Source organism: Gelidibacter maritimus, assembly GCF_014062315.1.
Classification (GTDB): domain Bacteria; phylum Bacteroidota; class Bacteroidia; order Flavobacteriales; family Flavobacteriaceae; genus Gelidibacter; species Gelidibacter maritimus.
In genome coordinates, this window is record NZ_JACGLT010000001.1 from 1 (window position 1) to 26,661 (window position 26,661).

At 38.4% G+C, this 26,661-nt stretch carries 22 protein-coding genes and 2 rRNA genes; 8 read left to right on the forward strand and 16 right to left on the reverse strand.

Translation table 11 applies throughout. The features are described 5' to 3' along the window. Window positions 1-70 precede the first annotated feature (70 nt). A 23S ribosomal RNA gene (locus tag H3Z82_RS00005) occupies window positions 71-2,910 on the forward strand. A gap of 125 nt (window positions 2,911-3,035) precedes the next feature. Further along, a 5S ribosomal RNA gene (gene rrf / locus H3Z82_RS00010) occupies window positions 3,036-3,144 on the forward strand. 334 nt (window positions 3,145-3,478) lie between these two features. Here the strand turns inward: rrf and H3Z82_RS00015 are convergent. From H3Z82_RS00015 to H3Z82_RS00065, 11 genes are all read right to left on the reverse strand, one after another. Continuing rightward, window positions 3,479-3,709, reverse strand: a complete 231-nt coding sequence (locus tag H3Z82_RS00015) for a DUF6095 family protein (RefSeq protein WP_182201829.1) — start codon at window positions 3,707-3,709, stop codon at window positions 3,479-3,481. After that, window positions 3,687-4,517, reverse strand: coding sequence for an N-acetylmuramic acid 6-phosphate etherase (gene murQ, locus H3Z82_RS00020; protein WP_182201830.1), 831 nt, complete (start codon window positions 4,515-4,517; stop codon window positions 3,687-3,689). Before murQ ends, H3Z82_RS00015 begins: the two co-directional genes overlap by 23 nt. A gap of 183 nt (window positions 4,518-4,700) precedes the next feature. Beyond that, a complete protein-coding gene (locus tag H3Z82_RS00025; RefSeq protein WP_182201831.1) occupies window positions 4,701-5,513 on the reverse strand; it encodes a DUF4249 domain-containing protein in 813 nt (270 codons plus the stop codon). Between the two features lie 3 nt (window positions 5,514-5,516). Next, on the reverse strand, window positions 5,517-7,892 hold the full coding sequence (locus H3Z82_RS00030) for a TonB-dependent receptor (RefSeq protein ID WP_182201832.1): 2,376 nt from the start codon (window positions 7,890-7,892) through the stop codon (window positions 5,517-5,519). Window positions 7,893-7,995: 103 nt separating this feature from the next. Further along, a complete protein-coding gene (locus H3Z82_RS00035; RefSeq protein WP_182201833.1) occupies window positions 7,996-10,233 on the reverse strand; it encodes an NADP-dependent isocitrate dehydrogenase in 2,238 nt (745 codons plus the stop codon). A 94-nt stretch (window positions 10,234-10,327) separates the two neighbouring features. Next, complete coding sequence (locus H3Z82_RS00040) at window positions 10,328-10,900, reverse strand: pentapeptide repeat-containing protein (protein ID WP_182201834.1); 573 nt, start codon at window positions 10,898-10,900, stop codon at window positions 10,328-10,330. 703 nt (window positions 10,901-11,603) lie between these two features. Beyond that, a complete protein-coding gene (gene rplS, locus H3Z82_RS00045; protein ID WP_182201835.1) occupies window positions 11,604-11,954 on the reverse strand; it encodes a 50S ribosomal protein L19 in 351 nt (116 codons plus the stop codon). Window positions 11,955-12,191: 237 nt separating this feature from the next. Continuing rightward, a complete protein-coding gene (trmD, locus tag H3Z82_RS00050; protein ID WP_182201836.1) occupies window positions 12,192-12,869 on the reverse strand; it encodes a tRNA (guanosine(37)-N1)-methyltransferase TrmD in 678 nt (225 codons plus the stop codon). Between the two features lie 341 nt (window positions 12,870-13,210). Beyond that, window positions 13,211-13,828: a tRNA (guanine-N1)-methyltransferase gene (locus tag H3Z82_RS00055; RefSeq protein ID WP_182201837.1), complete on the reverse strand. Its 618-nt coding sequence runs from the start codon at window positions 13,826-13,828 to the stop codon at window positions 13,211-13,213. A gap of 156 nt (window positions 13,829-13,984) precedes the next feature. Then, on the reverse strand, window positions 13,985-15,433 hold the full coding sequence (locus H3Z82_RS00060; protein WP_182201838.1) for a glyceraldehyde-3-phosphate dehydrogenase: 1,449 nt from the start codon (window positions 15,431-15,433) through the stop codon (window positions 13,985-13,987). Between the two features lie 181 nt (window positions 15,434-15,614). Continuing rightward, window positions 15,615-17,030, reverse strand: a complete 1,416-nt coding sequence (locus tag H3Z82_RS00065) for a trypsin-like peptidase domain-containing protein (protein WP_182201839.1) — start codon at window positions 17,028-17,030, stop codon at window positions 15,615-15,617. Between the two features lie 176 nt (window positions 17,031-17,206). Here H3Z82_RS00065 and dapF point away from each other — a divergent pair, with 176 nt between their 5' ends. The 5 genes from dapF to H3Z82_RS00090 all read left to right on the forward strand — a co-directional run bounded on the left by dapF (window position 17,207) and on the right by H3Z82_RS00090 (window position 21,237). Beyond that, window positions 17,207-17,986 (forward strand): diaminopimelate epimerase, encoded by a 780-nt coding sequence (dapF, locus tag H3Z82_RS00070; protein WP_182201840.1) that lies wholly within the window; start codon window positions 17,207-17,209, stop codon window positions 17,984-17,986. Then, complete coding sequence (locus H3Z82_RS00075; RefSeq protein WP_182202248.1) at window positions 17,986-18,510, forward strand: GNAT family N-acetyltransferase; 525 nt, start codon at window positions 17,986-17,988, stop codon at window positions 18,508-18,510. Before dapF ends, H3Z82_RS00075 begins: the two co-directional genes overlap by 1 nt. Beyond that, entirely contained in the window at window positions 18,510-19,553 is a 1,044-nt protein-coding gene (mltG, locus tag H3Z82_RS00080) for an endolytic transglycosylase MltG (RefSeq protein ID WP_182201841.1), read from the forward strand. Before H3Z82_RS00075 ends, mltG begins: the two co-directional genes overlap by 1 nt. Window positions 19,554-19,556: 3 nt before the next feature. Then, window positions 19,557-20,462, forward strand: a complete 906-nt coding sequence (locus H3Z82_RS00085; protein WP_182201842.1) for a DUF2279 domain-containing protein — start codon at window positions 19,557-19,559, stop codon at window positions 20,460-20,462. 106 nt (window positions 20,463-20,568) lie between these two features. After that, window positions 20,569-21,237 carry a peptidoglycan-binding protein LysM gene (locus H3Z82_RS00090; protein ID WP_182201843.1) on the forward strand — a complete coding sequence of 223 codons (669 nt, stop codon included), beginning with the start codon at window positions 20,569-20,571 and terminating at the stop codon, window positions 21,235-21,237. On the opposite strand, the gene H3Z82_RS00095 is transcribed toward H3Z82_RS00090, so the two are convergent. The 4 genes from H3Z82_RS00095 to dnaA all read right to left on the reverse strand — a co-directional run bounded on the left by H3Z82_RS00095 (window position 21,238) and on the right by dnaA (window position 25,442). Next, entirely contained in the window at window positions 21,238-21,954 is a 717-nt protein-coding gene (locus H3Z82_RS00095; protein ID WP_182201844.1) for an SAM-dependent methyltransferase, read from the reverse strand. Continuing rightward, complete coding sequence (locus tag H3Z82_RS00100; RefSeq protein WP_182201845.1) at window positions 21,954-23,357, reverse strand: PQQ-dependent sugar dehydrogenase; 1,404 nt, start codon at window positions 23,355-23,357, stop codon at window positions 21,954-21,956. The genes H3Z82_RS00095 and H3Z82_RS00100 overlap by 1 nt, the downstream gene beginning before the upstream one ends. A 62-nt stretch (window positions 23,358-23,419) precedes the next feature. Next, window positions 23,420-23,875 (reverse strand): low molecular weight protein-tyrosine-phosphatase, encoded by a 456-nt coding sequence (locus H3Z82_RS00105; protein WP_182201846.1) that lies wholly within the window; start codon window positions 23,873-23,875, stop codon window positions 23,420-23,422. 139 nt (window positions 23,876-24,014) lie between these two features. Next, entirely contained in the window at window positions 24,015-25,442 is a 1,428-nt protein-coding gene (gene dnaA, locus H3Z82_RS00110) for a chromosomal replication initiator protein DnaA (RefSeq protein WP_182201847.1), read from the reverse strand. 191 nt (window positions 25,443-25,633) lie between these two features. On the opposite strand from dnaA, the gene H3Z82_RS00115 reads away from it, so the two are divergent. Then, a complete protein-coding gene (locus H3Z82_RS00115) occupies window positions 25,634-26,044 on the forward strand; it encodes an acyl-CoA thioesterase (protein ID WP_182201848.1) in 411 nt (136 codons plus the stop codon). Here the strand turns inward: H3Z82_RS00115 and H3Z82_RS00120 are convergent. Then, window positions 26,041-26,661, reverse strand: a complete 621-nt coding sequence (locus tag H3Z82_RS00120) for an IMPACT family protein (RefSeq protein ID WP_182201849.1) — start codon at window positions 26,659-26,661, stop codon at window positions 26,041-26,043. The genes H3Z82_RS00115 and H3Z82_RS00120 overlap by 4 nt on opposite strands.

Genomic DNA, 26,661 nt, shown 5'->3' on the forward strand with positions numbered 1-26,661 from the left:
TAGTAACACGTAGTCATTCCTGGTTTACGAGCTAAGGGATGATTGCAAACTCATTAAAAGACAAAAAGTACAATAAGCTACATAAGAGCGTATGGGGAATGCCTAGGCTCTCAGAGGCGATGAAGGACGTGATAAGCTGCGAAAAGCTGCGGGGACTGGCACATACAGGTCGATCCGCAGATATCCGAATGGGGCAACCCACCATATTGAAGATATGGTATCCAGCAATGGAAGCAAACCCGGAGAACTGAAACATCTAAGTACCCGGAGGAGAAGAAAACAAAAGTGATTCCGTAAGTAGTGGCGAGCGAACGCGGATTAGCCCAAACCGGCCTTGTTACGGCAATGTCGGGGTTGTAGGACCACAATGTTCGATGCATCAAGAACCAGAGCACGTTGGAAAGCGTGGCCATAGACGGTGATAGCCCGGTATGGGCAATTGATGTTGAGATAGTGGTATCCTGAGTAGTGCGGGGCACGTGAAACCCTGTACGAATTTGGCGGGACCATCCGTTAAGGCTAAATACTCCTGAGAGACCGATAGTGAACCAGTACCGTGAGGGAAAGGTGAAAAGAACCCTGAATAAGGGAGTGAAAGAGAACCTGAAACCATACGCTTACAAGCGGTCGGAGTCCCGATTTATCGGGATGACGGCGTGCCTTTTGCATAATGAGCCTACGAGTTACCGTTGCCAGCGAGGTTAAGTGGTTAAGCCACGGATCCGTAGCGAAAGCGAGTCTGAACAGGGCGCTTTAGTTGGTAGTGGTAGACGCGAAACCGTGTGATCTACCCATGGGCAGGTTGAAGTTTAGGTAACACTAAATGGAGGACCGAACCGCCAGACGTTGAAAAGTCTTCGGATGACCTGTGGGTAGGGGTGAAAGGCCAATCAAACTCGGAAATAGCTCGTACTCCCCGAAATGCATTTAGGTGCAGCGTTGATTTATAGTTCTGTAGAGGTAGAGCTACTGATTGGATGCGGGGGCTTCACCGCCTACCAATTCCTGACAAACTCCGAATGCTACAGGATGTTGATCAGCAGTGAGGGCTTGGGTGCTAAGGTCCAAGTCCGAGAGGGAAAGAACCCAGACCATCAGCTAAGGTCCCCAAATATATGTTAAGTTGAAATAACGCGGTCGAACTGCACAGACAGCTAGGATGTTGGCTTGGAAGCAGCCATTCATTTAAAGAGTGCGTAACAGCTCACTAGTCGAGCGGTTCGGCATGGATAATAATCGGGCATAAACATATTACCGAAGCTATGGATCCGCCACGTGCGGATGGTAGGGGAGCATTGTAGTGTCGTCGAAGGTGTGATGTGAGTCATGCTGGAGAAGCTACAAAAGAAAATGTAGGCATAAGTAACGATAATGCGGGCGAGAAACCCGCACACCGAAAGACTAAGGTTTCCTCAGCTATGCTAATCAGCTGAGGGTTAGTCGGGACCTAACGCGAACCCGAAAGGGGTAGTGGATGGACAACCAGTTAATATTCTGGTACCTGCTCACGTTAAAAGTGACGGAGGCGTATATTTGGTGCGTGCTGACGGAATAGCACGTTGAAGCGAGCAGCAATGCCGCGATAGTACACCGAGGCTACGGCCAAGGTGATAATCCAGAGAAGCGACTTCCAAGAAAAGCGAGTGAAGCAGCCCGTACCGCAAACCGACACAGGTAGTTGGGATGAGAATTCTAAGGTGCTCGAGAGATTCATGGCTAAGGAACTAGGCAAAATAGACGCGTAACTTCGGGAGAAGCGTCGCCCCCCTCCGGGGGGGCCGCAGTGAAAGAGTCCAGGCGACTGTTTATCAAAAACACAGAGCTTTGCTAAATCGAAAGATGACGTATAAGGCTTGACACCTGCCCGGTGCTGGAAGGTTAAGAGGAGGGTTTATGCGCCTCGGCGCAGAAGATCTGAATTGAAGCCCCAGTAAACGGCGGCCGTAACTATAACGGTCCTAAGGTAGCGAAATTCCTTGTCGGGTAAGTTCCGACCTGCACGAATGGTGCAACGATCTGGACACTGTCTCAGCCATGAGCTCGGTGAAATTGTAGTATCGGTGAAGATGCCGATTACCCGCAGTGGGACGAAAAGACCCCGTGCACCTTTACTATAGCTTAGTATTGGTTTTGGATAAGTAATGTGTAGGATAGGTGGGAGACTTCGATCCTGCGTCGCCAGGCGTAGGTTAGTCATTGTTGAAATACCACCCTTTGCTTGTCTAGAGTCTAACCCTTGGACAAAGGGGACAGTGCTTGGTGGGTAGTTTGACTGGGGTGGTCGCCTCCAAAAGAGTAACGGAGGCTTCTAAAGGTTCCCTCAGCACGCTTGGTAACCGTGCGCAGAGTGCAATGGCATAAGGGGGCTTGACTGAGAGACAAACAGGTCGATCAGGTACGAAAGTAGAGCATAGTGATCCGGTGGTTCCGCATGGAAGGGCCATCGCTCAAAGGATAAAAGGTACGCCGGGGATAACAGGCTGATCTCCCCCAAGAGCTCATATCGACGGGGGGGTTTGGCACCTCGATGTCGGCTCGTCACATCCTGGGGCTGGAGAAGGTCCCAAGGGTTGGGCTGTTCGCCCATTAAAGTGGCACGCGAGCTGGGTTCAGAACGTCGTGAGACAGTTCGGTCTCTATCTACTGTGGGCGTTAGAAATTTGAGTGGATCTGACTCTAGTACGAGAGGACCGAGTTGGACGAACCTCTGGTGCACCAGTTGTCACGCCAGTGGCATTGCTGGGTAGCTACGTTCGGAAGGGATAAGCGCTGAAAGCATATAAGCGCGAAACCCACCACAAGATGAGATTTCTTTAAAGGGCCGTGGAAGATGACCACGTCGATAGGCCATAGGTGTAAAGGCAGCAATGTCACAGCCGAGTGGTACTAATAGCCCATAGGCTTATTGTACGCCTGTTTTTTAGAGTACAACAGTTTTTTATGTATAGACACACCAAGTGTGCTTTTTTCAATATGTCACGATATTTGTCTTTCTTTTAAAGAAAGAGATCCCGCATCAGGTGCGGGATAAAGCTTAAGGTGGTTATAGCGACGGGGCTCACCTCTTACCATTCCGAACAGAGAAGTTAAGCCCGTTTGCGCCGATGGTACTGCATCTCGTGGGAGAGTAGGTCGCCGCCTTTTTTAGAGAATCCCTTCATGGAAACATGAAGGGATTTTTTTTTTGCGCTCTACCGACAGGCCCAGGCCTGGCAGTACGCGCAATCTGTCCCTAACCTTACCTGAATCTCATCAGAAACCAATGACAACCGTAGAGTGTCAGTTAATCCGAATCAAAAAAATGGATTCTATTAACGAAATGCAAAATCTCATTGATACAAAATACCGGTCAATAGCATCATTAAATCAACGGTAATCCGAATGCGAATTCTTGTTCTTTAAGAAAATTGTAAATAATGTTTGAAGAAATTGTCAATACTGATACCAATAGCTCGGAGTAGAAAGCTGCTGAAATTGGTTAATCATTGAACAAACTTTGCATAATAATATAGATGCCTCTAAATAAAAAGAAAATAGCTCCAATACAAAGTAGAATAGCAAGAATCAGAACTAAAATATAGGTGGGCTTATCTTGATTGCTGAACGCAAGATAGAGGACGGTTGGTCCTGTAAACATCAGTACTAGACATATGCCCAAATTCTGAAGTCCTTTAACCAAAAGATTTTTATTTGTGCGTTTTGTTTCCATAAGTGTAGTTTTGAATTGCAGACCTTACATTTTGGTGGGTTTCTAAAAGTGCTTGAGCTTCCATAAAATCAATATTAAGCTCCGTCATAATCATTTTAATACCTCTATCTACCAATTTATTATTGCTTAATTGCATATCCACCATTTTGTTGCCTTTAATTTTACCTAGTTGGATCATTGCAGCTGTCGAAATCATGTTCAATACCAACTTTTGAGCGGTACCAGCTTTCATTCTTGAACTACCGGTTACAAACTCTGGACCAACGATAACTTCTATAGGAAATTGTGCGGTTTGAGATAGTGGACTATTATGGTTGCAGGAAATGGAACCTGTGATAACATTATGAGTATTGCAGGCTTCTAAGGCAGAAATCACGTAAGGCGTAGTTCCGGAAGCAGCGATACCAATTACAACATCATTAGAATTGACATCGTAATCTTGTAAGTCATGCCATCCTTGGTCTGTAGAATCTTCTGCAAATTCGACCGCATTTCTAATTGCTCCGTCACCGCCTGCAATCAAGCCAACTACCAGATCAGGGCTTACACCGAAGGTTGGCGGACATTCTGAAGCATCCAAAACACCCATGCGTCCACTTGTACCTGCACCGATATAAAATAGGCGTCCTCCTGATTTTAATTTTGGAATGATTTGCTTGATCAAAGCCTCAATTTGCGGCATTGCTTTTTCGACAGCAAATGCTACCGTTTTGTCTTCTGCGTTGATGTTGATGAGTAATTCTGAAACGCTCATTTTTTCCAAATGATCGTAAGGTGAATCTTGTTCTGTGGTTTTATTGAATTGCATAAGACAAAAATACGAAATTTTGTTAATGACTCTAATAATATGGGTGGGTTAGTGATGGTAACGGCATCCTTTTTATGCGCGTTTGATTTGAATTCAGAAGCTATACCTTATTCGCATAAAAAGATACAGTGAACAGCACGCCGCTTTGAACAGTAAAGTGAAAAGCGGAACCTCCAAATAAATCTACTGAATGGTATAAATTACCTCTGATACTTCAGAAAGTCTAAAATAACCTAAAGGGAAGTTGTCAGGATTGGTTTCATTAATACAATTACCTCTGACTGTGGTGGGCTGGGCTTCAAATGGACCACCACCATTACTATTCTGCTGGAGTAAAATGAACATATAGTTGTAAAACCGTTCAGATACGCCGTGGTTGCGAATAGTGACTTGGTCTCCAACATCTAAGTCTTCTTCTGAATAAAAACCAAAAATTTGATTGCCATTATTATATTTATCATCGTAAACGGCCAAGGTTGGAATGGCCGGAATATCACTTATGAATTCGAAAAAATAAAAATTAGTTTCATCGGCAGGATCGGTATAGTAGGCCTTCAGTTCGGTGTCTTCTCCTGAAAAACCGCCTTCAAGGGTTTGTCCCACATAATCAATAGGTACAACAGATTTCATAGTCTCTGTGGCTATGTATACTTCCTCATCATAGGTAATTTTTAATGAATAAGTGTTGTTGATAATAGGAGCAAATTCGGTGTTCTTATAAATGCCTGTCGTTCCTTCTTCCACAAAGTTGTAAACCACATTATCTTGGTCTGTAATAACAACGGTAGCCCCGTTGGCTGGTGGAATAGTGTTGTTAAAATAAGGAGCTGTTAGTGAGAGCTTCACAAATTGCTTATTGCCAGAAGTACCTTTAATCCAATTTATGGAGGCTTCAATTACCAATTTCGGTTCTGTATTATTTAGATCGGGGTCAATGATATCTTCACATGATGTTTGAAGAAATAGTATAGATAATATGAATAAATACTTTTTCATTTTCTAAAATTTAAAATTATATGAAATTGAAGGGATAATTCCAAAAAGTGACAGTCTGCTAGCTTCATTGACACCGGTATCACGATTTTCCTTGAATGCTATTGAGGCTGCATTTTTACGACTATACAGGTTATAAATACTAAAAATCCATTCTCCTTTCCATTTTTTTGCAGAATTTGGATGTGGATTGTAATTGGCAGACAGGTCCAACCGGTGATAATTGGTTAGTCGGCTGGAGTTTCTCCCTTCATAATTGGGAATGGAAATTCCGTTGTATTCATATTGGCCATTTGGAAAAGTAGTTGGCTGCCCTGTCTGAAAGATAAAATTACTGCTCAAGCTCCATTTCTTGTTCAACTCATAACTTGATGTTATGGAAATATCATGAGTTTTATCGTACGGTGTGTTGTACCAATTACCATCGTTAATTCCAGTCTCAAAAGAAGTCCTGCCTGGAGTTTGCTGTTCCGATTTTGAAAGCGTATAGGCCATCCATCCTTTTAGACGTCCGTCGTTTTTTCTTAGCAGTACTTCCAATCCGTAGGCTCTGGCTTTTCCGTTTAAGATGACCTGCTCGATGGCATCGTTAGCAATAAGGTTGGCACCATCTATATAGTCAATCCGGTTTTTGATGTCTTTATAGAAGGCCTCAACTTCCAACGAATATTTGGTGTCTTTAAATGTTCTAAAATAGCCCAAAGCGACCTGATCCAAAAGTTGTGGTTTGATATATTTACCACTTGGTGCCCACACATCCAATGGGGTAGGAGAGCTGGTATTGGAAAGTAGGTGCAAGTATTGACTCATTCGGTTATAGCTTGCCTTAATTGATGAAATCTCATTGATTTGGTAGGCCATGGCCAATCTCGGTTCGAAATTTATAAACGACTCTATTACATCAGATCGGTTATAATTATCGACACCAATAGCTTCTGCCTTTTCATAAATTTGAAGATCTTCATTGAAACTGACTGGCTGATTATTATCGTAGCTATTTAATTCTGTCTGTCCCAACCGATGGAATGAGCTCAATCTTAACCCGTAAGAAATGGCAAAATTGGTATTTATTTGATGCTCGGCGTCGATATAGATGGCATTTTCGAAAGCATATTTCTTAATGAGGTCATAAGGATTAATTCCGGAAGTTTCCGAGGTCGGATTTATTTCTCCGGGATTAAAAGTAAGGTAGAGGCTGTTTAAACCATATTCCAGCTTAAAGTTGGAAGAGATATAATGTTTAAGGTCGTATTTTAGATTGAAGTTTTTAATTCCTGATGTCCAATCAAACTCCACGAATTTAAGCGCTAACCCGTAGTAGTAATCCGAATAAATGAGAGACAGGTTCGAAAATAATTTATCTGAATACAAATGGTTCCATCGGAAATTCAATACCGTATTTCCGTAGCTATTATCAAAACTGTCGGAAATTTGAAAAACGTCTCTGCCAAAATAACCAGAGAGGTAGATATTATTATTGTTATTGATGTTCAAACTTATTTTGGTGTTGAGATCATAAAAATAGGCCTTGCTATCGAGGTCAAATAGAGGGAAGAACAAGTGCGCGTAGCTTGAACGACCACCTAATAAAAACGATCCTTTTTCCTTTACTATGGGGCCTTCGGCAAGCAATCTGCTTGAAACGATTCCGATGCCACCGTTCATTTGAAATGTATTGCTATTGCCTTCCTTTTGATATATATCCAAAACAGAAGATACGCGTCCACCGTATTTTGCGGGAATTCCTCCTTTGTAAAGCTTTAAATCCTTTATGGCATCTGGGTTAAAGACGGAGAACAAACCAAAAAGATGCGAGGAATTAAAGATGATTGCTTCATCTAAAAGAATTAAATTTTGATCTGCCGCACCACCTCTGACATTAAATCCGGAAGAACCTTCTCCAGCATTGCTGACGCCAGGTAAAAGGGTAATTGATTTGATGACATCTACTTCTCCTAAGACCACCGGAATCTGTTTGATAGTATTTATGGATAAGGAATTGACACTCATTTGTGGTTTACGAATGTTCAGTTTCTCAACATTTTCAGTAATAACGATCTCGTCCAAGCTTTCAGTAGATTCGGTAAGTTTGAAATTGAGTGTTTTGTTTTCATCCATCGTAATGGTTTCGGAAATACTATTAAAACCCAAATAACTGATTTGAAAATTGTAATTTCCTTTTGCCAAGGTGATGGAATAGAATCCGTATTCATTGGTAATGGTTCCCGTTTGCAGCTCTGGAAAGATAATATTGACCCCGATTAAGGTTTCATTACTATGTTGATCTGTGATTTTTCCGCTTAGCGTAAATTTTTCCTGTGCGGTGATATATAGTGACAAACATAGCGTCAGCCATAGACATACTTTAAGTTTAGAGGTCATCTGCAATTTTTTATTAAAAATAAAAAAAGCTCCTCGATAAAAGGAGCTTTTTGTGTTAATTTTGTTTAATTATTTTTTAATAACTATAAACAAATTTGAACCTTTAAATAGTTTTATTCTTATTATTAATAATCGCATTTAACGTTGAACTTGGTCGCATAGCTGTGCTAAGCTTCTCTTCATTTGGATTGTAATAACCGCCAATTGAGACAGGTTTGCCTTGAACCTCGATTAGTTCTGAATTGATAACGCTTTCATTGGATTTTAGCACCTCCGAAAGTGTTTTGAATTCTTCTTGCAATTGCATGTCCAATGTTTGGTTAGCCAAGGCTTCTGCCCAATAGAGAGCCAAATAGAAATGACTGCCTCTATTGTCCAATTCGCCTGCTTTACGTAAAGGTGATTTTCCATTATCCAATAATTTACCGGTCGCTTCATCTAAAGTGTCCGCTAAAATCTGAGCTTTAGGATTGTCATTTGTTTCCGCCAAATGCTCTAAGGATACCGCTAAGGCCAAAAATTCGCCCAACGAATCCCAGCGTAAATGATCTTCTTCAACAAATTGTTCAACGTGTTTTGGAGCAGATCCTCCAGCACCTGTTTCAAACAGTCCGCCTCCATTCATTAAGGGCACAATAGATAACATTTTTGCACTGGTTCCCAATTCTAAAATAGGGAAGAGGTCTGTTAAATAATCACGCAAAACATTTCCTGTCACGGAAATCGTGTCCTTTCCATCTTTAATGCGTGCCAAAGTAAAGGTGGTTGCTTCTGATGGAGACAGGATTTTTATGTCCAAGCCTTGAGTATCGTGGTTTGGAAGGTATTGATTCACTTTCTTGATCAATTCAGCATCATGTGCTCTATTTTCGTCCAACCAAAAAACAGCAGGCGTATCAGAAGCTTTTGCTCTTGTTACAGCTAACTTTATCCAATCTTGGATTGGTGCATCTTTAACTTGGCACATTCTCCAAATATCTCCGGTTTCAACATCATGTTCAATGATTGTTTTTCCTTCTGAATTGATGACCACAACTTTTCCATCATTGGTCATTTCAAAAGTTTTGTCATGAGAACCATATTCTTCGGCTTTTTGTGCCATCAGACCAACATTGGGAACTGTCCCCATAGTTGTTGGGTCAAAAGCACCATGTTTTTTACAGAAATCGATGGTCGCTTGATATAAACCAGCATAACTGCTATCAGGAATAACGGCTAAGGTGTCTTCAGGTCTTCCTTGGGCGTTCCACATTTTACCAGAGGTTCTGATCATTGCTGGCATGGAGGCATCAATAATGACATCACTTGGCACATGAAGATTGGTGATGCCTTTATCTGAATTAACCATAGCCAAATCCGGACCGGCAGCAATGGCATCTGCAATAGCAGTTTTAATCTCATTGCGTTTTGCTTCAGGAAGTTCGTTCAGTTCATCATATAAATTAGCTAAACCATTGCTTGGACTGAACCCAATTTGTTTAAATTCGGCTTGATATTTTTCAAATACATCTTTGAAATAGACTTGCACGGCATGACCGAAAATGATCGGATCAGAGACCTTCATCATGGTTGCCTTTAAATGCACAGAAAGAAGCACATCTTTAGCCTTGGCATCAGAAACAGCTTCTTTTAAAAATGCAATCAATGCTTTTTTGCGCATGACTGAAGCGTCAATAATTTCACCATCCTTTAATTTCAAATTATCTTTCAAAATGGTTTCTTTCCCTTCCTTTCCAATAAATTTAATGCTGACGATATCCGCCTTAGAAATGGTTAAGGATTTTTCTGTATGAAAGAAATCGCCCTCAGACATGGTCGCCACCTGAGTTTTTGAATTTGGTGACCATTCGCCCATGGAATGCGGGTTTTTCTTGGCGTAATTTTTAACAGCTCTCGGTGCCCGTCGGTCAGAATTCCCTTCACGAAGTACTGGGTTAACTGCACTTCCTTTAACTTTATCATAACGTGATCTGATGTCTTTATCTTCTTCTGTCTGAACTTCGTCAGGATAATTTGGAATATTGAATCCTTGAGATTTTAGCTCAGCAATAGCTTCTTTAAGTTGCGGCACTGAAGCACTGATGTTTGGTAGTTTAATGATATTTGCTTCAGGCTCTTTAACCAGTTGCCCTAATTCGGCCAAGGCATCTGATACTTTTTGATCTTCATTCAAATAATCAGGAAAAAGTGCTAAAATCCGTGCTGCCAATGAAATGTCCTTGGTGGCAATCTCAATATTGGACGATGCGGTAAATGACTTGATAATTGGTAATAACGATCGGGTTGCCAAAGCAGGTGCCTCGTCTGTTTTTGTATAAATGATAGTGGAAGTTTTCGGCATAAGTACTGTGAATTTAAATTTTATAGATTAGCCCGAAATTAGGCTGTGCAAATATACGAAAATGAGTTTAGCATCGAAAGCAGAAAGCGTTCAATTAAACGATATTGATTTGATAATGATGTAATAATCCCAGCACATTTTCTTTAGAGAACTTAGCTCGTACAATGGTGTTGTTTTCAGGGTTTATAACAAAGTTTTTTGAGCTGCTTAAATCGCTGCTTTTAAGATTGGTCTGCTCGAAAATTGCATGTTTAAAATCGCAGGCATCAAATAACGCATTGTTTAGAACTGCTTCAGCGAAATTGACTTGATTGAGATTGCACTTGACGAACTTGATACCATTTAATTTCAATTTGTAAAAGGAAGAAAATTGGAGTTGACAATTTGCAAAATTAAAGGATAATAAAAACGGGTTGCAATCCTGAAATTGGGCTCCAACCAATTTACAATCCATAAAATCAACGTCTCTAAAGATGGTGTATTTAAGATTGGCGTTGCTGAAATTGCAGGTATTAAATTCGCATTCTATAAAAGTGGTGGAGGACAAATCAGCTTCAGCGAAGTTGCAGTTTGTAAAAACACAATTGTCGTATTCTGCTTTTTTAAATGGCTTTACGGTAAAATCTTTATTAGAGAAATGTTCGGAATCTATAAAGGTTGGTGTCATGGGTTGGATTAAGAAATGAGCAGCCGAAGTTAGGTGTAATCTATTATAAAAACAAAAGCCATATCATTGTAGTTAAACTACCTTGACATGGCTTTCTTTTGAAACAGTGACGTGATCTAATTAACATTGCTGTTAAATCAGCCGACTAAAACTCACGTTTTACAATCGTCTTTTTCAATTCAAGTTTACTATTTCAATAAAACATTCCTTAACTTTCAAAATGTATTGACCTGTTAACGAAATGTTCTGGTAATTGTTTTTCTTGATGTCATAAATCTTGCAACTCGTTTTCACGACATACAACATCTATAACATTGCTTCCTACCTTAGTATTTACTTTCGTTGCTACCATCTTTGGAAACTTTCAACTTTCCTAGTTACACCCTGCCGAAGCATGATGCACTTTTTAAAGTATCATGATTTTTCAGTTTTTCACGCATACACGTAACTCTTGAAAAACCTCAAAAAACAATCTTATAAAGAACGTTACTTTATTCGATTTGAATTAAATTCAATTTTTTATGTTAAAACCAACACTGAGGTTGTTATCAAATCGTTTTACTAATTTACAAAAAAAAGTTGTCCTGGCCAAAATATTTAGCTGCTTAGTTATCAACTGGCTATAAACTTAACTTATTAACAATTGTTCATAAAAAAAAGCCTTGAATACATCAAGGCTTTTTTAAATATATGTTTGAGGTTATTATCCTCTTCTTTCTTTAATTCTTGCTTTTCTACCAGTAAGATCTCTAAAATAGAAAATACGGGCACGTCTAACTTTACCTCTCTTGTTCACTTCAATTTTCTGAAGGGCAGGAAGATTGATTGGAAAGATACGTTCTACACCAACTATCCCAGACATTTTACGGATGGTAAAGGTTTCTGAACTTCCAGAGCCTTTACGTTGCAATACCACACCTCTAAAGAACTGAGTACGTTTTTTATCACCCTCTCTAATTTCGTAATACACAGTGATTGTATCACCTGCACCGAATTGAGGATATTCTTTTTTTTCTACAAATTCGTCTTGTACAAATTTCACTAAAGAATTCATTTCTTTTAATTTTTAAGATTGATCCAGACCAACATTCACGTAAATCGTCAGAGGTTAATCTGAAATTGGATGCAAAAGTAAGGAATAATTAATAATTAACAATTAATATTTAAAAAAAATATTCTTTCCAGTTTTTAGAGAAGTTGGGTATTGAAGCACGCTTTAAATATGGTGGATCAAGCGCCAAGTTCCAACATCATTTTGAATTAAATGTCAGAACTCAATATGGGGCAACGATCAATCCTTTAGCAAATCCGGTCGTCGTTCCTTGGTATGTTCGTAGGCTTGCTCTTCCCGCCACTTTTCTATATTCGCAAAGTGACCAGAAAATAAAACTTCAGGTACTTTCAAACCTTTATACTCCCGAGGCTTGGTATAAATAGGGGGTGCCAATAAATGATCTTGAAAAGAGTCAGTCAAGGCGGATGTTTCATTTCCCAGTACGCCTGGAATTAACCGTATGATTGCATCGCATAGGACAGCCGCGCCCAATTCGCCTCCTGAAAGTACGTAATCGCCAATTGAAATCTCTTTAGTAATCAATAAATCCCTTACCCGTTGGTCCACACCTTTATAGTGGCCGCACAGAATTATAATGTTTTTTTTAAGAGAAAGCGTATTGGCCATACCTTGGTTCAAGGTATGCCCATCGGGTGTCATATATATGATTTCGTCATAATCTCGTTCTTCCTTTAATTTAGAAATGCACTTGTCAATGGGCTCAATCATCATCACCATTCCTGCACCGCCACCAAATTGTGTGTCATCTATTGATTTATAGCGATCTGAGGTGTAGTCTCTTAAATTATGAAAATGCACTTCAACCAGGCCTGCGTCGATTGCGCGTCTTAATATGGAGGCTTCAAAAGGGCTTTTAAGTAACTCTGGTAAAACTGTGATGATATCTATACGCATGTTATTCAGTCATTAATTGGCAGTCCACAGGCATCGAAAAGAATTGAAGTCATCTGCTTATTACTATTTGGTGGGTTAGGTAGTAGCTCTTGCACAGTGATAAGAACTGTCTCAGGCCAACCATCTATAAATTATGTTAAATCTTTTAATCTATCTTCTAATGTGACTATGCTTCAGGAAAATAAAGAAACCTTAAGTAGTTAAATCAAGAGAAACTGTGACTAATGGTTTTAGTTAAATGCAAAGATGCGAAAAACTATATGATTTTCTGTAATGCTTCCAGACTTCTGTAATAATGGAATCAAAAAAAAATCTGCAAGGTGCTTACAGATTTTTTAGATTTATTTTATTGTTTTTTGTTTGTTGATTTCGTCCTGTAGCTGTCGTCTCACTTTCTGTTCACGCTCCAGCGCTGTTCGTCTGTGCTCTTCGAATTCTTCTTCTGTTTCCAACAATGATTTTTTTGCTAATCTGGTTACAGAGTTGCTGTTTCTAAATTTATAAATAAAAATTAACAGCAACGCAAAAAGCGCCCCGATGATGCTCCACATTAATACGTTATAATTATTTTTACTCATTTGCAACCCGAATAATGCCATATTGTCTTTCTCCTCATTGGTGTCAGCCAAAGTGGCTTGGGTTTCAGATAAATTACTTTTTAGAGTTGTAATTTCTGCAACTTGACTGTCAACTACATTTTGAGTATCTACTAAATCTTTTCGGATGGCCTTCAACGAATCCATGGTATGGGCCTTTAATGTATATAGCCAGGTTTTTTTGACCACCTTATAATCCTGGTAATTATTCGACTTTTGAATCACATATTCAAATTGATTGTCCACTGTGCCTTCGGTTAACGATAGTTTGTCATTTTCGTCATTGGTTGTTTGTTGGGCATGTGAAACGATAGAAAACAAGCAGCAAAATATTGTGATGCTTAAAGATTTTAATGAATGCATTTGTTTGATTTTTCTAATGTGGTTAAATTTCGAACAAGATAAAAAAAATATGTAGATGTATACTAATATTTAAAACAAATAGCCTCACGGTTAGGAGGCTATTTTATATACGGTTGAAGTTTTATTTTAGATGTTTTACGATTGGAAGTTCCACAACTAATAATAGGTGAAACGTCTTACTTTAGAAATATATTTTGCCAGCCTGATAACTTGGTGGCTATAACCATACTCATTATCATACCAAACATATAAAATGATGTTTTTGCCACCCTCTCTTACTATAGTTGCTTTGCTGTCATAAATTGCTGGTGCAGAACAGCCCACAATATCGCTGGATACGAGCTCATCGTTCAGTTCAAATTTTATTTGTTCAACAAGATTGCCTTCCAGGGCATATTTTTTCATAATGGTATTAATGCCGTCAAGCGATGTGGGTTTGTCAAGCTCTAAATTCAATATGGCCAATGACCCGTTTGGAACTGGAACACGAATGGCATTGGAGGTCAATTTCCCCTCCAGGGTTGGGAGTGCTTTTGAGACCGCACTTCCGGCACCAGTTTCTGTAATAACCATATTCAAAGCTGCTGCGCGCCCACGACGGTATTTATTATGGAAATTGTCTACTAAATTCTGATCATTGGTATAGGAGTGTATCGTTTCTAAATGGCCATACTTCACACCAAAGGTGTCTTCAATGACTTTTAATACTGGTGTAATTGCGTTGGTGGTACAGGATGCAGCAGAAAAAATATCAACTTTATCCGGATTGTAATCTAAATGATTGACCCCGTGAACAATATTTGGGACCCCTTTACCAGGTGCCGTCAATAGCACCTTGCTGATGCCATTTGATTTGAGGTGTCTGTTTAGTGCTTCTTGATCTCTGAAAGCACCAGTATTGTCAATGACCAAAGCGTCTTTAATGCCGTATTTTGTATAATCAATATCTTCTGGGGCATTGGCTGAAATAACGTTTACCGTTGTGCCATTAATAATAAGCGCACTGTTTTCAAGATCGGTAATTACAGTACCTGAAAAATTGCCATGTACAGAATCGTTTCGAAGCAAGGACGCTCTCTTTTCTAAAACAACTTGATCGATTTTTCCACGGGTGACAATAGCTCTCAGACGCATTTGACTGCCTTTGCCGGTTTTTGCCATTAGTTCTCTTGCCAATAACCGGCCAATTCTTCCAAAGCCATATAAAACGACATCTTTGGGCTTTATAGAATCAATTTTTCTTGCGCTTTTAAGTTTATCGGCAACAAAGGCGGTGGCATTGGAATATTTCTGATCTTCCAAATGGAATTCATAGGTCAATTTTCCGATATCCAATTTTGCTGGAGGTACATCCAAGGTTTTGATGGCCTGAGCAATTTCTACTGAATCGAAAATTGAAATTGGTTTCTGAACAAATTCACCGGCATATTCATGCAGATTTAATATGTCGCTGACATTTCTATCAATCAGTTCATTTCTAAATAGAACAAGCTCAATGGATTTGTCATACCATAAATCGCTAACTATCTTAATAAATTCAACCGTTGCTTTTCGTCTATCCGCCTGAAAAGCCAATTCATTTTCATAAGTTCCGTTCAAACTCATTGTTTTAAAAGTTTATGTGTCCCCATGGTATGAAGACACGTTGATGTTGTGTTTTTATCCGAAGTTTCGGACTGCAAAAGTAACATATTTCAATCGTTTTCGTAACGTTTTGCAGAAATAAAAAACCCTATGGTAAAGTTGGTTACCATAGGGTCATTACTGTAATAACGATTGTTATATTTTATTTAAAAATAAAACTCTCTTTTTGGCCTGAACTATTAATGATGGATAACTTTCTAAGGTTCTTCTCAAGATTATCACCATGTTTTTGTTTTAATTTGATAATGTCATCCACGCTGTTGATTTTTTGATCATTAATTTCCGTAATGATATAACCTCTATTGATACCTAAATTCTTGTAAAGTGCATAATTCTCATTTTTAACGACGACTACACCATTATTGATGTTTGCACTTTTTTTAAGGTCATTCGGAATATTTCTCAATTGCATGTTTAAAAAATCAACGGTCATAATTTCCGTTTTCGATAAGGTAACCGGAATAACTTTTTCATCTCCATTTCTAATCAGAGTTAGATTAACCACGTCATTCGGTCGTTTTGTGCTCAAATAGCCGCTCAAATCGGAGAATTTGGAAATATTAATATTGTCAATTTTTTTGATGATATCACCTTTCTTGACGCCAGCTTTTTCTGCGCCTGAATTTTCTTCTACATCGCTAACATAAAATCCTTGAGTTGTATTGACCTCAAAAGTTTCAGCAGATTTACTGTTCAGTTCGCCTCCTCTAACTCCTAAGATGCCTTTTTGAACATTACCAAACTCCATAATGTCCTCAACAACTTTCCTGGCGATATTACTAGGTACTGCAAAGGAATATCCAATATAAGAACCAGTTTGTGATGTAATGGCCGTATTGATTCCAATGAGTTCACCACGCGTATTGACCAGGGCTCCACCTGAGTTACCAGGGTTAACGGCAGCATCGGTTTGAATAAACGATTGTGCCTGTGTCCCAGATAGGTCTCTGGATTTTGCGCTAATAATACCAGCAGTAACTGTGGAGGTTAAATTAAATGGATTGCCCACTGCCAAAACCCACTCACCAACTTTAGCTTGATCAGAATCTCCAAAAGTTGCAAAAGCCAAATCAGTACTGGCATCAATCTTTAATAAGGCAATATCTGTTTTTTCATCGGTTCCGATAAGTTCGGCATCATATATTCTATTGTCATTTAACGTTATGGAAAGCTTTTGGGCGCCATTGATCACATGGTTATTTGTAATGATATAACCGTCTGGCGAAATAATAACACCACTGCCGGTTCCCACTTGGGCGCGCTCCGTGTTTCTACCCATAAACAGATCCTGTAGGGTCATAGGGGCTCTGCTGATAGTTGTATTTTTTACGTGCACTACAGTATGAACAGCATCATTTGCCGCCTCAGTAAAATCTGGAACATTTAATGTACCGTAAGACGCCACTGCCTTATGGCTGGTAGGAAAATAAGATAAGGTAGGTTCAGAGCTCGTTGTAATCAGAGCTTCACTTTCTTCCTCAATAAAAAACTTATAGGCAGAAAGTGTCATGATTCCACCTAATGCAGAGACTAAAATTAGGGTTAAAATCTTTTTCATTTTGAATATAGTTTATTAATGAATTATGAAATTAATAAGATAAAATATGGGTTTATAACGATTAAAATTAGCTTTTTGTTGCACGAAAAATGTTTGTTTAACGGATTTTAACGCCAACTTTAACGGTCGTTTAACACCTCAATAAACCGTCAATAATCCTTATATTTGCCAAATCTATGAAACAGACCTTCTATAAATATCAAGGCACAGGCAATGATTTTGTGATGATTGACAATCGTTATCTATCTTTTGACAAAAACGATACCAAACTCATAAAATCCATGTGCAGCAGACGTTTTGGCATTGGAGCTGACGGGCTTATCCTTTTAGAGAACCACGAAACCTTGGATTTTAAGATGGTTTATTTTAATGCTGACGGCAATGAAAGTTCCATGTGTGGTAATGGAGGAAGGTGCATTGTTGCCTTTGCAAAATTCCTTGGGATTATTGAAAACCGTACAAGTTTTGAGGCCATTGACGGCCTACATCACGCTGAGATAGCAAAGACTACTGTAAGACTCCAAATGCAAGATGTCAGTCATTTGGAAAAATTTGATTCGCACGTTTTTTTAAATACAGGTTCACCACACCATGTGCAAATGGAAGATGATTTGACTCAACTTGATATAAAAAAAATTGGCTCTACAATTAGGTATGGTGCTCCGTATAATGAAGCGGGAACAAACGTAAACTTTGTTACGAAGATTTCAGACGAATTGTTTTCAGTAAGAACTTATGAGCGGGGTGTTGAAGATGAAACCTTGTCTTGTGGTACGGGAGTGACGGCAGTTGCATTGGCGATGAACCATATTGGAGAAACAAATAATAATCTAATAACCTTAAATGTTCAAGGAGGAACGCTTCAAGTGTCGTTTGAAAAAAACGGGCTAAGCTTAGGCTATAAAAACATTTGGTTGATCGGGCCTGCGGTTCAGGTTTTTAAAGGAGAGATATGATGGTCACGTTAAAGGGGATACACATTTATTTAAGAGCTTTAGAGCCTGAAGATATAAGCTTTTTGTCTGACATCGAAAACGATGAACGTTTATGGGAGTTGAGCCATACGCAAACACCATATTCCCAGTACATCTTAAAGGAATATCTGGCAAATTCACATCAAGATATTTTTGAGGCCAAGCAGTTGCGTTTGGTTATATCCGATTATGAAGATCATCCTCTGGGGATGATTGATTTATTTGATTTTGATTTTAAGAACAGTCGCGCCGGCGTTGGGATTTTAGTCAAAAATATTGAAAACCGACAGAAAGGATACGGAAAAGAGGCCCTCCAGCTATTGATTAATTATTGTTTTACGCATCTTAATCTGCATCAACTTTATTGCAATATTTCTGAAGATAACCTTGATAGCATCAAATTATTTACCAATCAGGGATTTGAAAAGGTGGGTCTCAAAAAAGATTGGACCTTTCATAAAAACGTCTATAAAAACGAATATTTACTCCAACTCATAAATCGCTAATGTATATAAAAAAAATTCTCGTTGCCATTGCACTCATTGGCTTAGTAGTGGCCGCTGTAATAGCCTACATGATATATCAAACCATGTTTGTTTCCAATACGGCATTTAATAATGATGTTGCCTATATTTACATTCCGACCAATGCGACCTATCAGGATGTTCGGTCAGAATTGGAGCCCTTATTAAAAGATCTTGATAAATTTGATGCTCTTGCCGAACGCAAAAAATATACAACCAATATTAAAGCGGGTAGGTATGCCATAAGGAATGGGATGAATAACAATGATATTATCAATTCCATTAGGAGTAACAATATCCCCGTAAAATTATCATTTAACAATCAAGAGTCTTTGCAACGGTTGGCGGGACGTGTTTCTACTCAAATAGAAGCGGATAGTTTAGAATTGTATGCTGTAATGTCTTCTTCTGAGTTTTTAAAAGCTAATAACTTTTCATCCAAAACAGCTTTGGGGATGTATGTTCCCAATAGTTATGAGTTTTTTTGGAATACTTCTGCTGAACAATTTAGAGAGCGCATGCTCAAGGAGTACCATCGCTTTTGGAATGATGAGCGAATGGCAAAGGCAAATGCGTTGGATTTAACCCCAGATGAGGTGATGACAATGGCGTCAATTGTGCAAAAGGAGACCGCAAAAGTAGATGAACGTAAGCGTGTTGCTGGTGTTTATATGAATCGGTTGAAGATTGGAATGCCCTTGCAAGCAGACCCGACGGTTATTTATGCCATAAAACATACCTCTGGAGATTTTGATCAGATAATCAAACGCGTGCTTTATAAAGATTTGGTCATCGACTCCCCTTATAACACTTATAAATACGCCGGATTGCCACCGGGTTTAATTACGATGCCAGATATCAGCGCCATTGATGCTGTTCTCGATTATGAAAAGCACGATTATTTTTATTTTGTGGCAGACGTCAAAAATTTTGGCTATCATAAGTTTGCCAAGACTTTGTCGCAGCATAATGTCAACAGACAGGAGTATGTACGGTGGATTAATCAGCAAGGGGTTAACAGGTAAATTATGTCAAGATTAAAATTTATTTTAATTTTATTTCTTGCTACAAATTCCTTTGCTCAGTCCAAACTTAATGAATTTCTAACTCCAAGTGATACTCTCAATACATCCAGGAGGGCTGCAGTTTATATAACAGAAGCCGCGGTTGGAGGTTTGACTTTATTAGCACTCAACCAGTTATGGTACGCTGATTATGAGCGCTCCAAATTCCACACCATAAACGATAATAACGAATGGTTGCAGATGGATAAAATGGGCCATGTCTTTTCTTCCTATCAAATGGGTAGGCTGGGAGCAAATGCCTTAAATTGGAGTGGAGCCAGTAAGAAAGAACAATTGATTTATGGTGCCACATTGGGCTTTACATTTTTAACCGCTGTTGAAGTTTTTGACGGATTTAGCAAAGAGTGGGGTTTTTCTTGGGGAGATATGTTGGCTAATGGTGTGGGTAGCGGATTATATATTGGTCAGGAACTGCTTTGGGAAGAACAACGGGTATCCTTGAAGTTTTCATTCCATCAGACCAAATATGCTCAGGTAAGTTCCGATAAATTAGGCAACGGATTTTTAGAAGAACTTTTAAAAGATTATAATGGACAAACTTATTGGTTGAGTTTTAATATCAATTCCTTCTTAAATGGTGATCAAGTTCCAAAATGGTTGAATCTTGCTGTTGGCTATAGTGCGGATGGCATGGTATTTGCTCATAATGAGCCTGTTAATAACTTTAATGCCAATAAAAGCAGAAAACGGCAGTTCTATTTAAGTTTAGACCTGGATTTATCAAGGATAAAAACAAATTCAAATGTCTTGAGATCCGTTTTTGATGTTTTGAACGTCATTAAGGTGCCTTTTCCAGCCATGGAGTTTACCGATGAAAATGGCATAAAGTTCCACGGCATCTACTTTTAGCGACTATAATCGATTAGTTTTGAAGGTTTAATAAAAATTATTACCTTTGCACGCTCAAATTTAAGTCTGCTAAAAATATAAAAAGGCTTTACAAAGATTAGGAATTATGTTAAAAAAGATCACTAATTATTTTGTTATCCCTTTTGCAATCTGTGTCATTTTAGCCACGACACTTTTTCCAAAAACAACTGTAGATATGACCAATTTTTCTACAGAAGGATTAGAATTAAATTATACAGTTTCCGAGGATATCGCACTTTCCGCAACTTTTGAAGAAACATCTCACCAGACAAATTACAATAAGTTTTTCCCATATTTAGGTAAGTCTTACTTAGGCTTTAAAGAAGCATTGGCTTTTAAAGAATCGCGGGGGAACTACTTTACGGTTAATGATTTGGGTTATTTGGGTAAGTATCAATTTGGAGCGGAGACCTTAAAGCTCCTTGGAGTTTATAATCCTGAATATTTCTTGTACACACCAGAATTGCAAGAAAAAGCATTTTTGGCCAATTCGGCGCGTAATAAATGGATCTTGAGAAAAGATATTGCACGTTTTGTGGGGACAGAAATTCACGGCACGACCATCACTGAATCGGGGATTCTTGCAGCAGCCCATTTGGCTGGGCCAGGCAGTGTAAAGAAGTTTTTAAGAAGTCGCGGAGGATACAATCTTTCTGATGCTTATGGAACTTCCATTTCTTATTATATGAAGCGATTTTCTGGCTACGACACTTCTTTTATAAAACCAAACCAAAAGGCAAAAGCCAATTTGTAGTTAGTCTTTGTGGATGATGAATATCGCGGGACGTTTATGCAAATTTACATTAATTTGTTTCCACTCGTTAGCGGTAAAAGTTTTTATGTATTCTGAAGATAGGGTAAGGTCACAAGCGACACATACCCGAGTCTGCGCATTCAGGGTGGTACATAAATCCTCTAACATCTTGTTATTCCGATAAGGAGTTTCAATAAACAATTGACTTTGGTTTTGATCATAGGATAATTTCTCCAACCGCTTTATTTCCGCTTTCCGTTCGTTTTTACCAATGGGTAAATAACCATTAAATGCAAAGCTTTGTCCGTTCATGCCAGACCCCATTAAGGCCATTATTATGGAAGATGGTCCAACCAATGGTACAACTTGAATGTTTTGTTGATGAGCCAGTTGTACGATGTCAGATCCAGGGTCTGCAATTGCTGGGCACCCCGCTTCAGAAAGCAGGCCTATTGATTTTCCTTCTTTACAAGCGTTTAAAAATGAAAGTTTCTCAGCGCTTTCAGTAAATTTATTGAGGACTTGTAACTGGAGTGATTGTTGTGATTTTTTTGGGTGTATTTTTTTAATGAAACGCCTAGCAGATTTTTCATTTTCTACGATATAGTCATCTATTATATCTATTACCGCTTCTATTGATGCGGGCAAAACATCCCAAACAGGATCATCTCCTAAGTTCGTGGGAATCAAGTATAGCTTACCGATGGTACTTTTCATTAATTTTTAACGAATTTTCGAGTTGTTTTTTGACCATTGCTATAATTGATCTCTATAACATACAAGCCTGTAGCCATGTTTTTAGTTGAAATTCTTGATGAATTATTCTTGAAGCTGATTGTTGTCTTCATCTGTTGTCCGTGAATGTTGTAGACGGAAATCTTGGGAGATTCGTTATTTGATGTTCCAAAATCTATTGTTAACTCATCGTTTACAGGATTTGGAAAGAGTTTGATCTGCGAAAAAGTAGCCTCTTTTATACTTAACGTGGCGTCCTTAATCTTATAAATTGAGCCTGAACTGATATCAGCTATATATAACTCACCATTAATATCCTCACCAAAAGTGCTCCAGTTATTACCATTAAATGCTTCGGAAAATGACATTGTCCAATTGCCATTATCTTCTATGAGCATTCCAATCTCAGAACTGCAAAAATCGGCAAAGAAATAAATGCCAGAAAAGTTTGGTTGTGCAGTACCTCTATAACGATAGCCTCCCGTAATTGAACATTTAAAAACGCCGCTATTTTCGTGTGAATATTCGGCAATTGGAAAGGTTAATGTGCTCTCATCCGGACAATTGTTGAGGTTGAATGGGGTGTTTCCTTCATAACATCGCCACCCGTAGTTAACGCCAGCTTCTGATTCTGGCACTTTATTGATTTCTTCAAAAAGCTGTTCGCCCACATCGGTAAGCCAAATCTCATTTGTGGTTCTGTCGATTGAAAACTTCCAAGGGTTTCTAAGACCAGAGGCCCAAATTTCGTTACGCGCATTTGGATTATCGACATAAGGATTGCTATTAGGGATATTGTAGTTTTTTCCGTTTTGAGGATCGTTGATATCTATTCTCAAAAGTTTACCCAATAATGTTTCCAGGTTCTGGGAATTGTTGTCTCTGTCATCAGAAATACCACCATCACCAAGAGATATAAGAAGATACCCGTTGCCGTCAAAAACCATTTCTCCACCATTATGATTTACATGAGGCTGTTTGATAGTCATAATATTAAATTCGGTATCAGCATCTGCGAGATCAATATCGCTCTCATTTCTCGTAAATCTTGCAATAATAGTTTCTAAATCATTATTGACATAATTGACATAAAAATAACCATTGGAGGCGTAATTAGGATGAAATGCTAAACCTAATAGCCCACGCTCATCGCCTCCGTCGCTAACTCTATCGCTAATGTCTAAAAACGGTGTGTCGTTTACGGAGCCATTCTCGTTTATAATTTTAATAAGACCAGCACGCTCGAGAACGAATAAACGCGAGTCGCCCGCATTCTTTATGTTGACTGGGTTCGAAATACCTGATGCAAACAATTCTATTTCAATCTCTTGTGCAAAGCTTCCCATGCTCAATATCAGGGCTAATAAAAGTAATTTTTTTTTCATGGTCTTAGTGATTTTGTTAAAAATTAGCCTAAGCTACAAAAAAATAAAAAATTTTAATAGTGTTACATGCTTAAATTGTAGGAAATTTTCTCACAAGCCTCATCCAATAACATAAAAACCTCTTCAAAATCTTGTGTACTCCCCCAATACGGGTCTGGAACTTCTAAGATCTTAGCTGATTGTGCATCCTTTAGAATCAGCTTTACCTTGGCAATATCCTCAGTATTTCTTGCCAATTTAACCACATTGTCATAGTTAGATTGATCCATGACATAAATGATATCGAAATTGTCGAAATCTGAAACCACAAATTGTCTGCACTGTTGGCCGGAAATGTCGATACCCTTCTCTTTAGCTATAGCAATGGAACGATGGTCAGGAGATTTGCCAATATGGTAATCTGCTGTTCCGGCAGAATCTATTTTAAACGAATCAGCTGGCAGTTTCGATTCCAAAATGCCATGCGCTAATGGTGATCTGCAAATATTTCCTAAGCAAACCATTAAAATCCTTGTCATAATAATTCGATTTTTATGTTAGTTATTATACGAAAGATAAATGAAAGTAATGAAGTCGTCAAATTGCTCAAGGCCGTTGGACTGTTTTTAACTCAAGATTAGGATGGTAAGTACAGAGAATTCAATTTGGATATGGGTCTTAGAGTGCTAACTTTTTGGCAATGTCCTCAACATATTTTCTGAATTGTTTATCAGTTGAAGAGAGATTGTCAACAGTTTTACATGCATGAAGAACAGTTGCATGGTCGCGTTTGCCAATTTGTGAACCAATGCTTGCAAGAGATGCTTTCGTATATTTTTTAGCGAAAAACATGGCCAATTGTCTCGCTTGCACAATATGTCTTTTTCGTGTTTTTGATTGTAAGGTGTCAACATCCATTTGAAAGTAGTCAGAAACAACTTTTTGAATATAATCGATGGAAACTTCCCGTTTGGTGTTTTTAACAAACTTCTCAACAATTTCCTTAGCAAGGCTTATTGTAATTTCTTTTTTATTGAATGAGGATTGTGCAATTAAAGAGATTATGGCGCCTTCTAACTCTCTGACATTGGTTTTTATATGTTTAGCGACATAATCAACAATATCATCAGGCATTTCGACACCATCTCGATACAATTTATTTTTTAGGATAGAAACTCTGGTTTCAAAATCTGGACTTTGCAGTTCGGCAGAAAGTCCCCACTTAAACCTAGACAACAAACGTTGTTCTATGTCTTGCATGTCCACAGGAGCTTTGTCACTCGTTAAGATAACCTGCTTTCCGTTTTGGTGCAAGTGGTTGAAAATATGAAAGAATACATCTTGAGTACCTGTTTTTCCTGATAGGAATTGAACATCATCAATAATTAAAACATCAATGATTTGATAGAAGTGAATAAAATCATTCCTATTGTTCTTTTTAACCGAATCAATGTACTGTTGTGTGAATTTTTCAGCAGAAATATACAGTACTGTTTTTTCAGGATATTTGTCTTTAATGTCTATTCCAATGGCATGTGCCAAATGGGTTTTACCAAGACCAACGCCCCCAAAAATCAATAGCGGGTTAAAAGACGTTCCGCCAGGTTTATTCGCAACCGCCAAACCTGCATTTCTTGCTAAACGATTGGAGTCGCCTTCAAGGAAGTTTTCAAAATTGTAATTTGGATTGAGTTGTGACTCAATTTTTACGTTTCTAATTCCAGGAATAATAAATGGGTTTTTCAGTTCTGGATTTTTATTCTTTAGCGGAATATCAACATCTTGAGATTTAACCGCACTTCTATTGGAGCTTGGTATTTTTTCAGTAAAAGGTTGTTTGTTGCCATAAGTGTTTTCCATCTTAATGACATATACCAATTTTGCCCGATCACCAAGTTCTTTGTTTAAGGCTACTTTAAGGATTTTGACATAATGCTCTTCTAACCATTCATAAAAGAATTTACTGGGTACTTGTATGCTTAGAGCATTGTCAGTAAGCTTTACTGCTGTAATAGGTTCAAACCAAGTTTTGTATGCTTGGGGTTGGATGTTGTCTTTTATAAAAGATAAACAATTTTTCCAAACCGATTGCGCAGTTACCTCCATTGTAATTAGTTAATTTTTTGTTGTTAGTCAGATTAGCAAAAAAAAGAGAAATTCGTGTATTCTCTTGAATAATTTCTGAGACAAATATGTGAACAAATTTCTGAAAAAAAAAATCAAAAGCTATTGAATATTCAGAATTAAATCCCCATGTTTAATCCGCGATGAAAATACAAAAAATAAACCAAACAAAGATGTCAAATCCTTTATATTACCACGAAATTGAACTTAGAGTACGTTACGCTGAAACCGACCAAATGGGGATAGTCTATTACGGAAATTATGCCCAATACTTTGAGGTTGGAAGAGTTGAGTGGTTGCGAAATTTCGGAATTTCCTACAAAAGCATGGAGGAGGAGGGCCTCATGCTACCGGTCATTAGTCTAAGTGTAAAATACAAAAAGCCAGCGCATTACGATGACCTCATTAAAGTAAAGACTCAGTTGGTAAAATTGCCGTCCGCGAGTATAGAATTTAATTACGAAATCACGAATGAATCGGGAGAAATTTTAACCCATGGAAATACGGAATTGGTGTTTATGGATGTAAATAGGAAAAGACCTACAAAATGTCCAAAATATCTTTTAGACAAACTGCGGAATTAATCGTCCAAAATTTTTAATTGCACATCGAAAATTGGTTCAAAAGCCGTTAAAACAGTTTTTATTTTTTTTAATCTGACAGAAAGAACGATGGTGCAGGTCAATTCTAAAGATTGTCGCACTATTTTTAAATTTTTTTCTTTGATAACCCGCATCACTTTATTCATGTCTTTATACTCAAATTTGAGTTCTATTTCCTGATTTATGGTTTTTGTGACGATTTTTGAATGTTCCAAAGCCATTTGAGCGGCTGTTTTGTATGCGGTTATAAGTCCACCAACTCCCAATTTTACACCTCCAAAATACCTGACCACTACAATTAATACATTGGTCACCTCAAACGATTGGATTTGGCCATATATTGGCATGCCTGCACTGTTGTTTGGCTCTCCATCATCGTTGACTCTAAATTGGTGTTGATTTTCTTTAACCCCCAATTGATAAGCATAACACCAATGTCTGGCAGAATGGTGCTGTTTTTTTAAATCTTCAAGATGAGTTTTGACATCATCTTCTGTTTTGACGGGGAATGCATACCCAAAGAACTTGCTGTTTTTTTCTTTAAATAAAATTTCCGTAGAAGGTTTGGTTAGGGTTTTATAGGTGTCTTTTTCTATCAT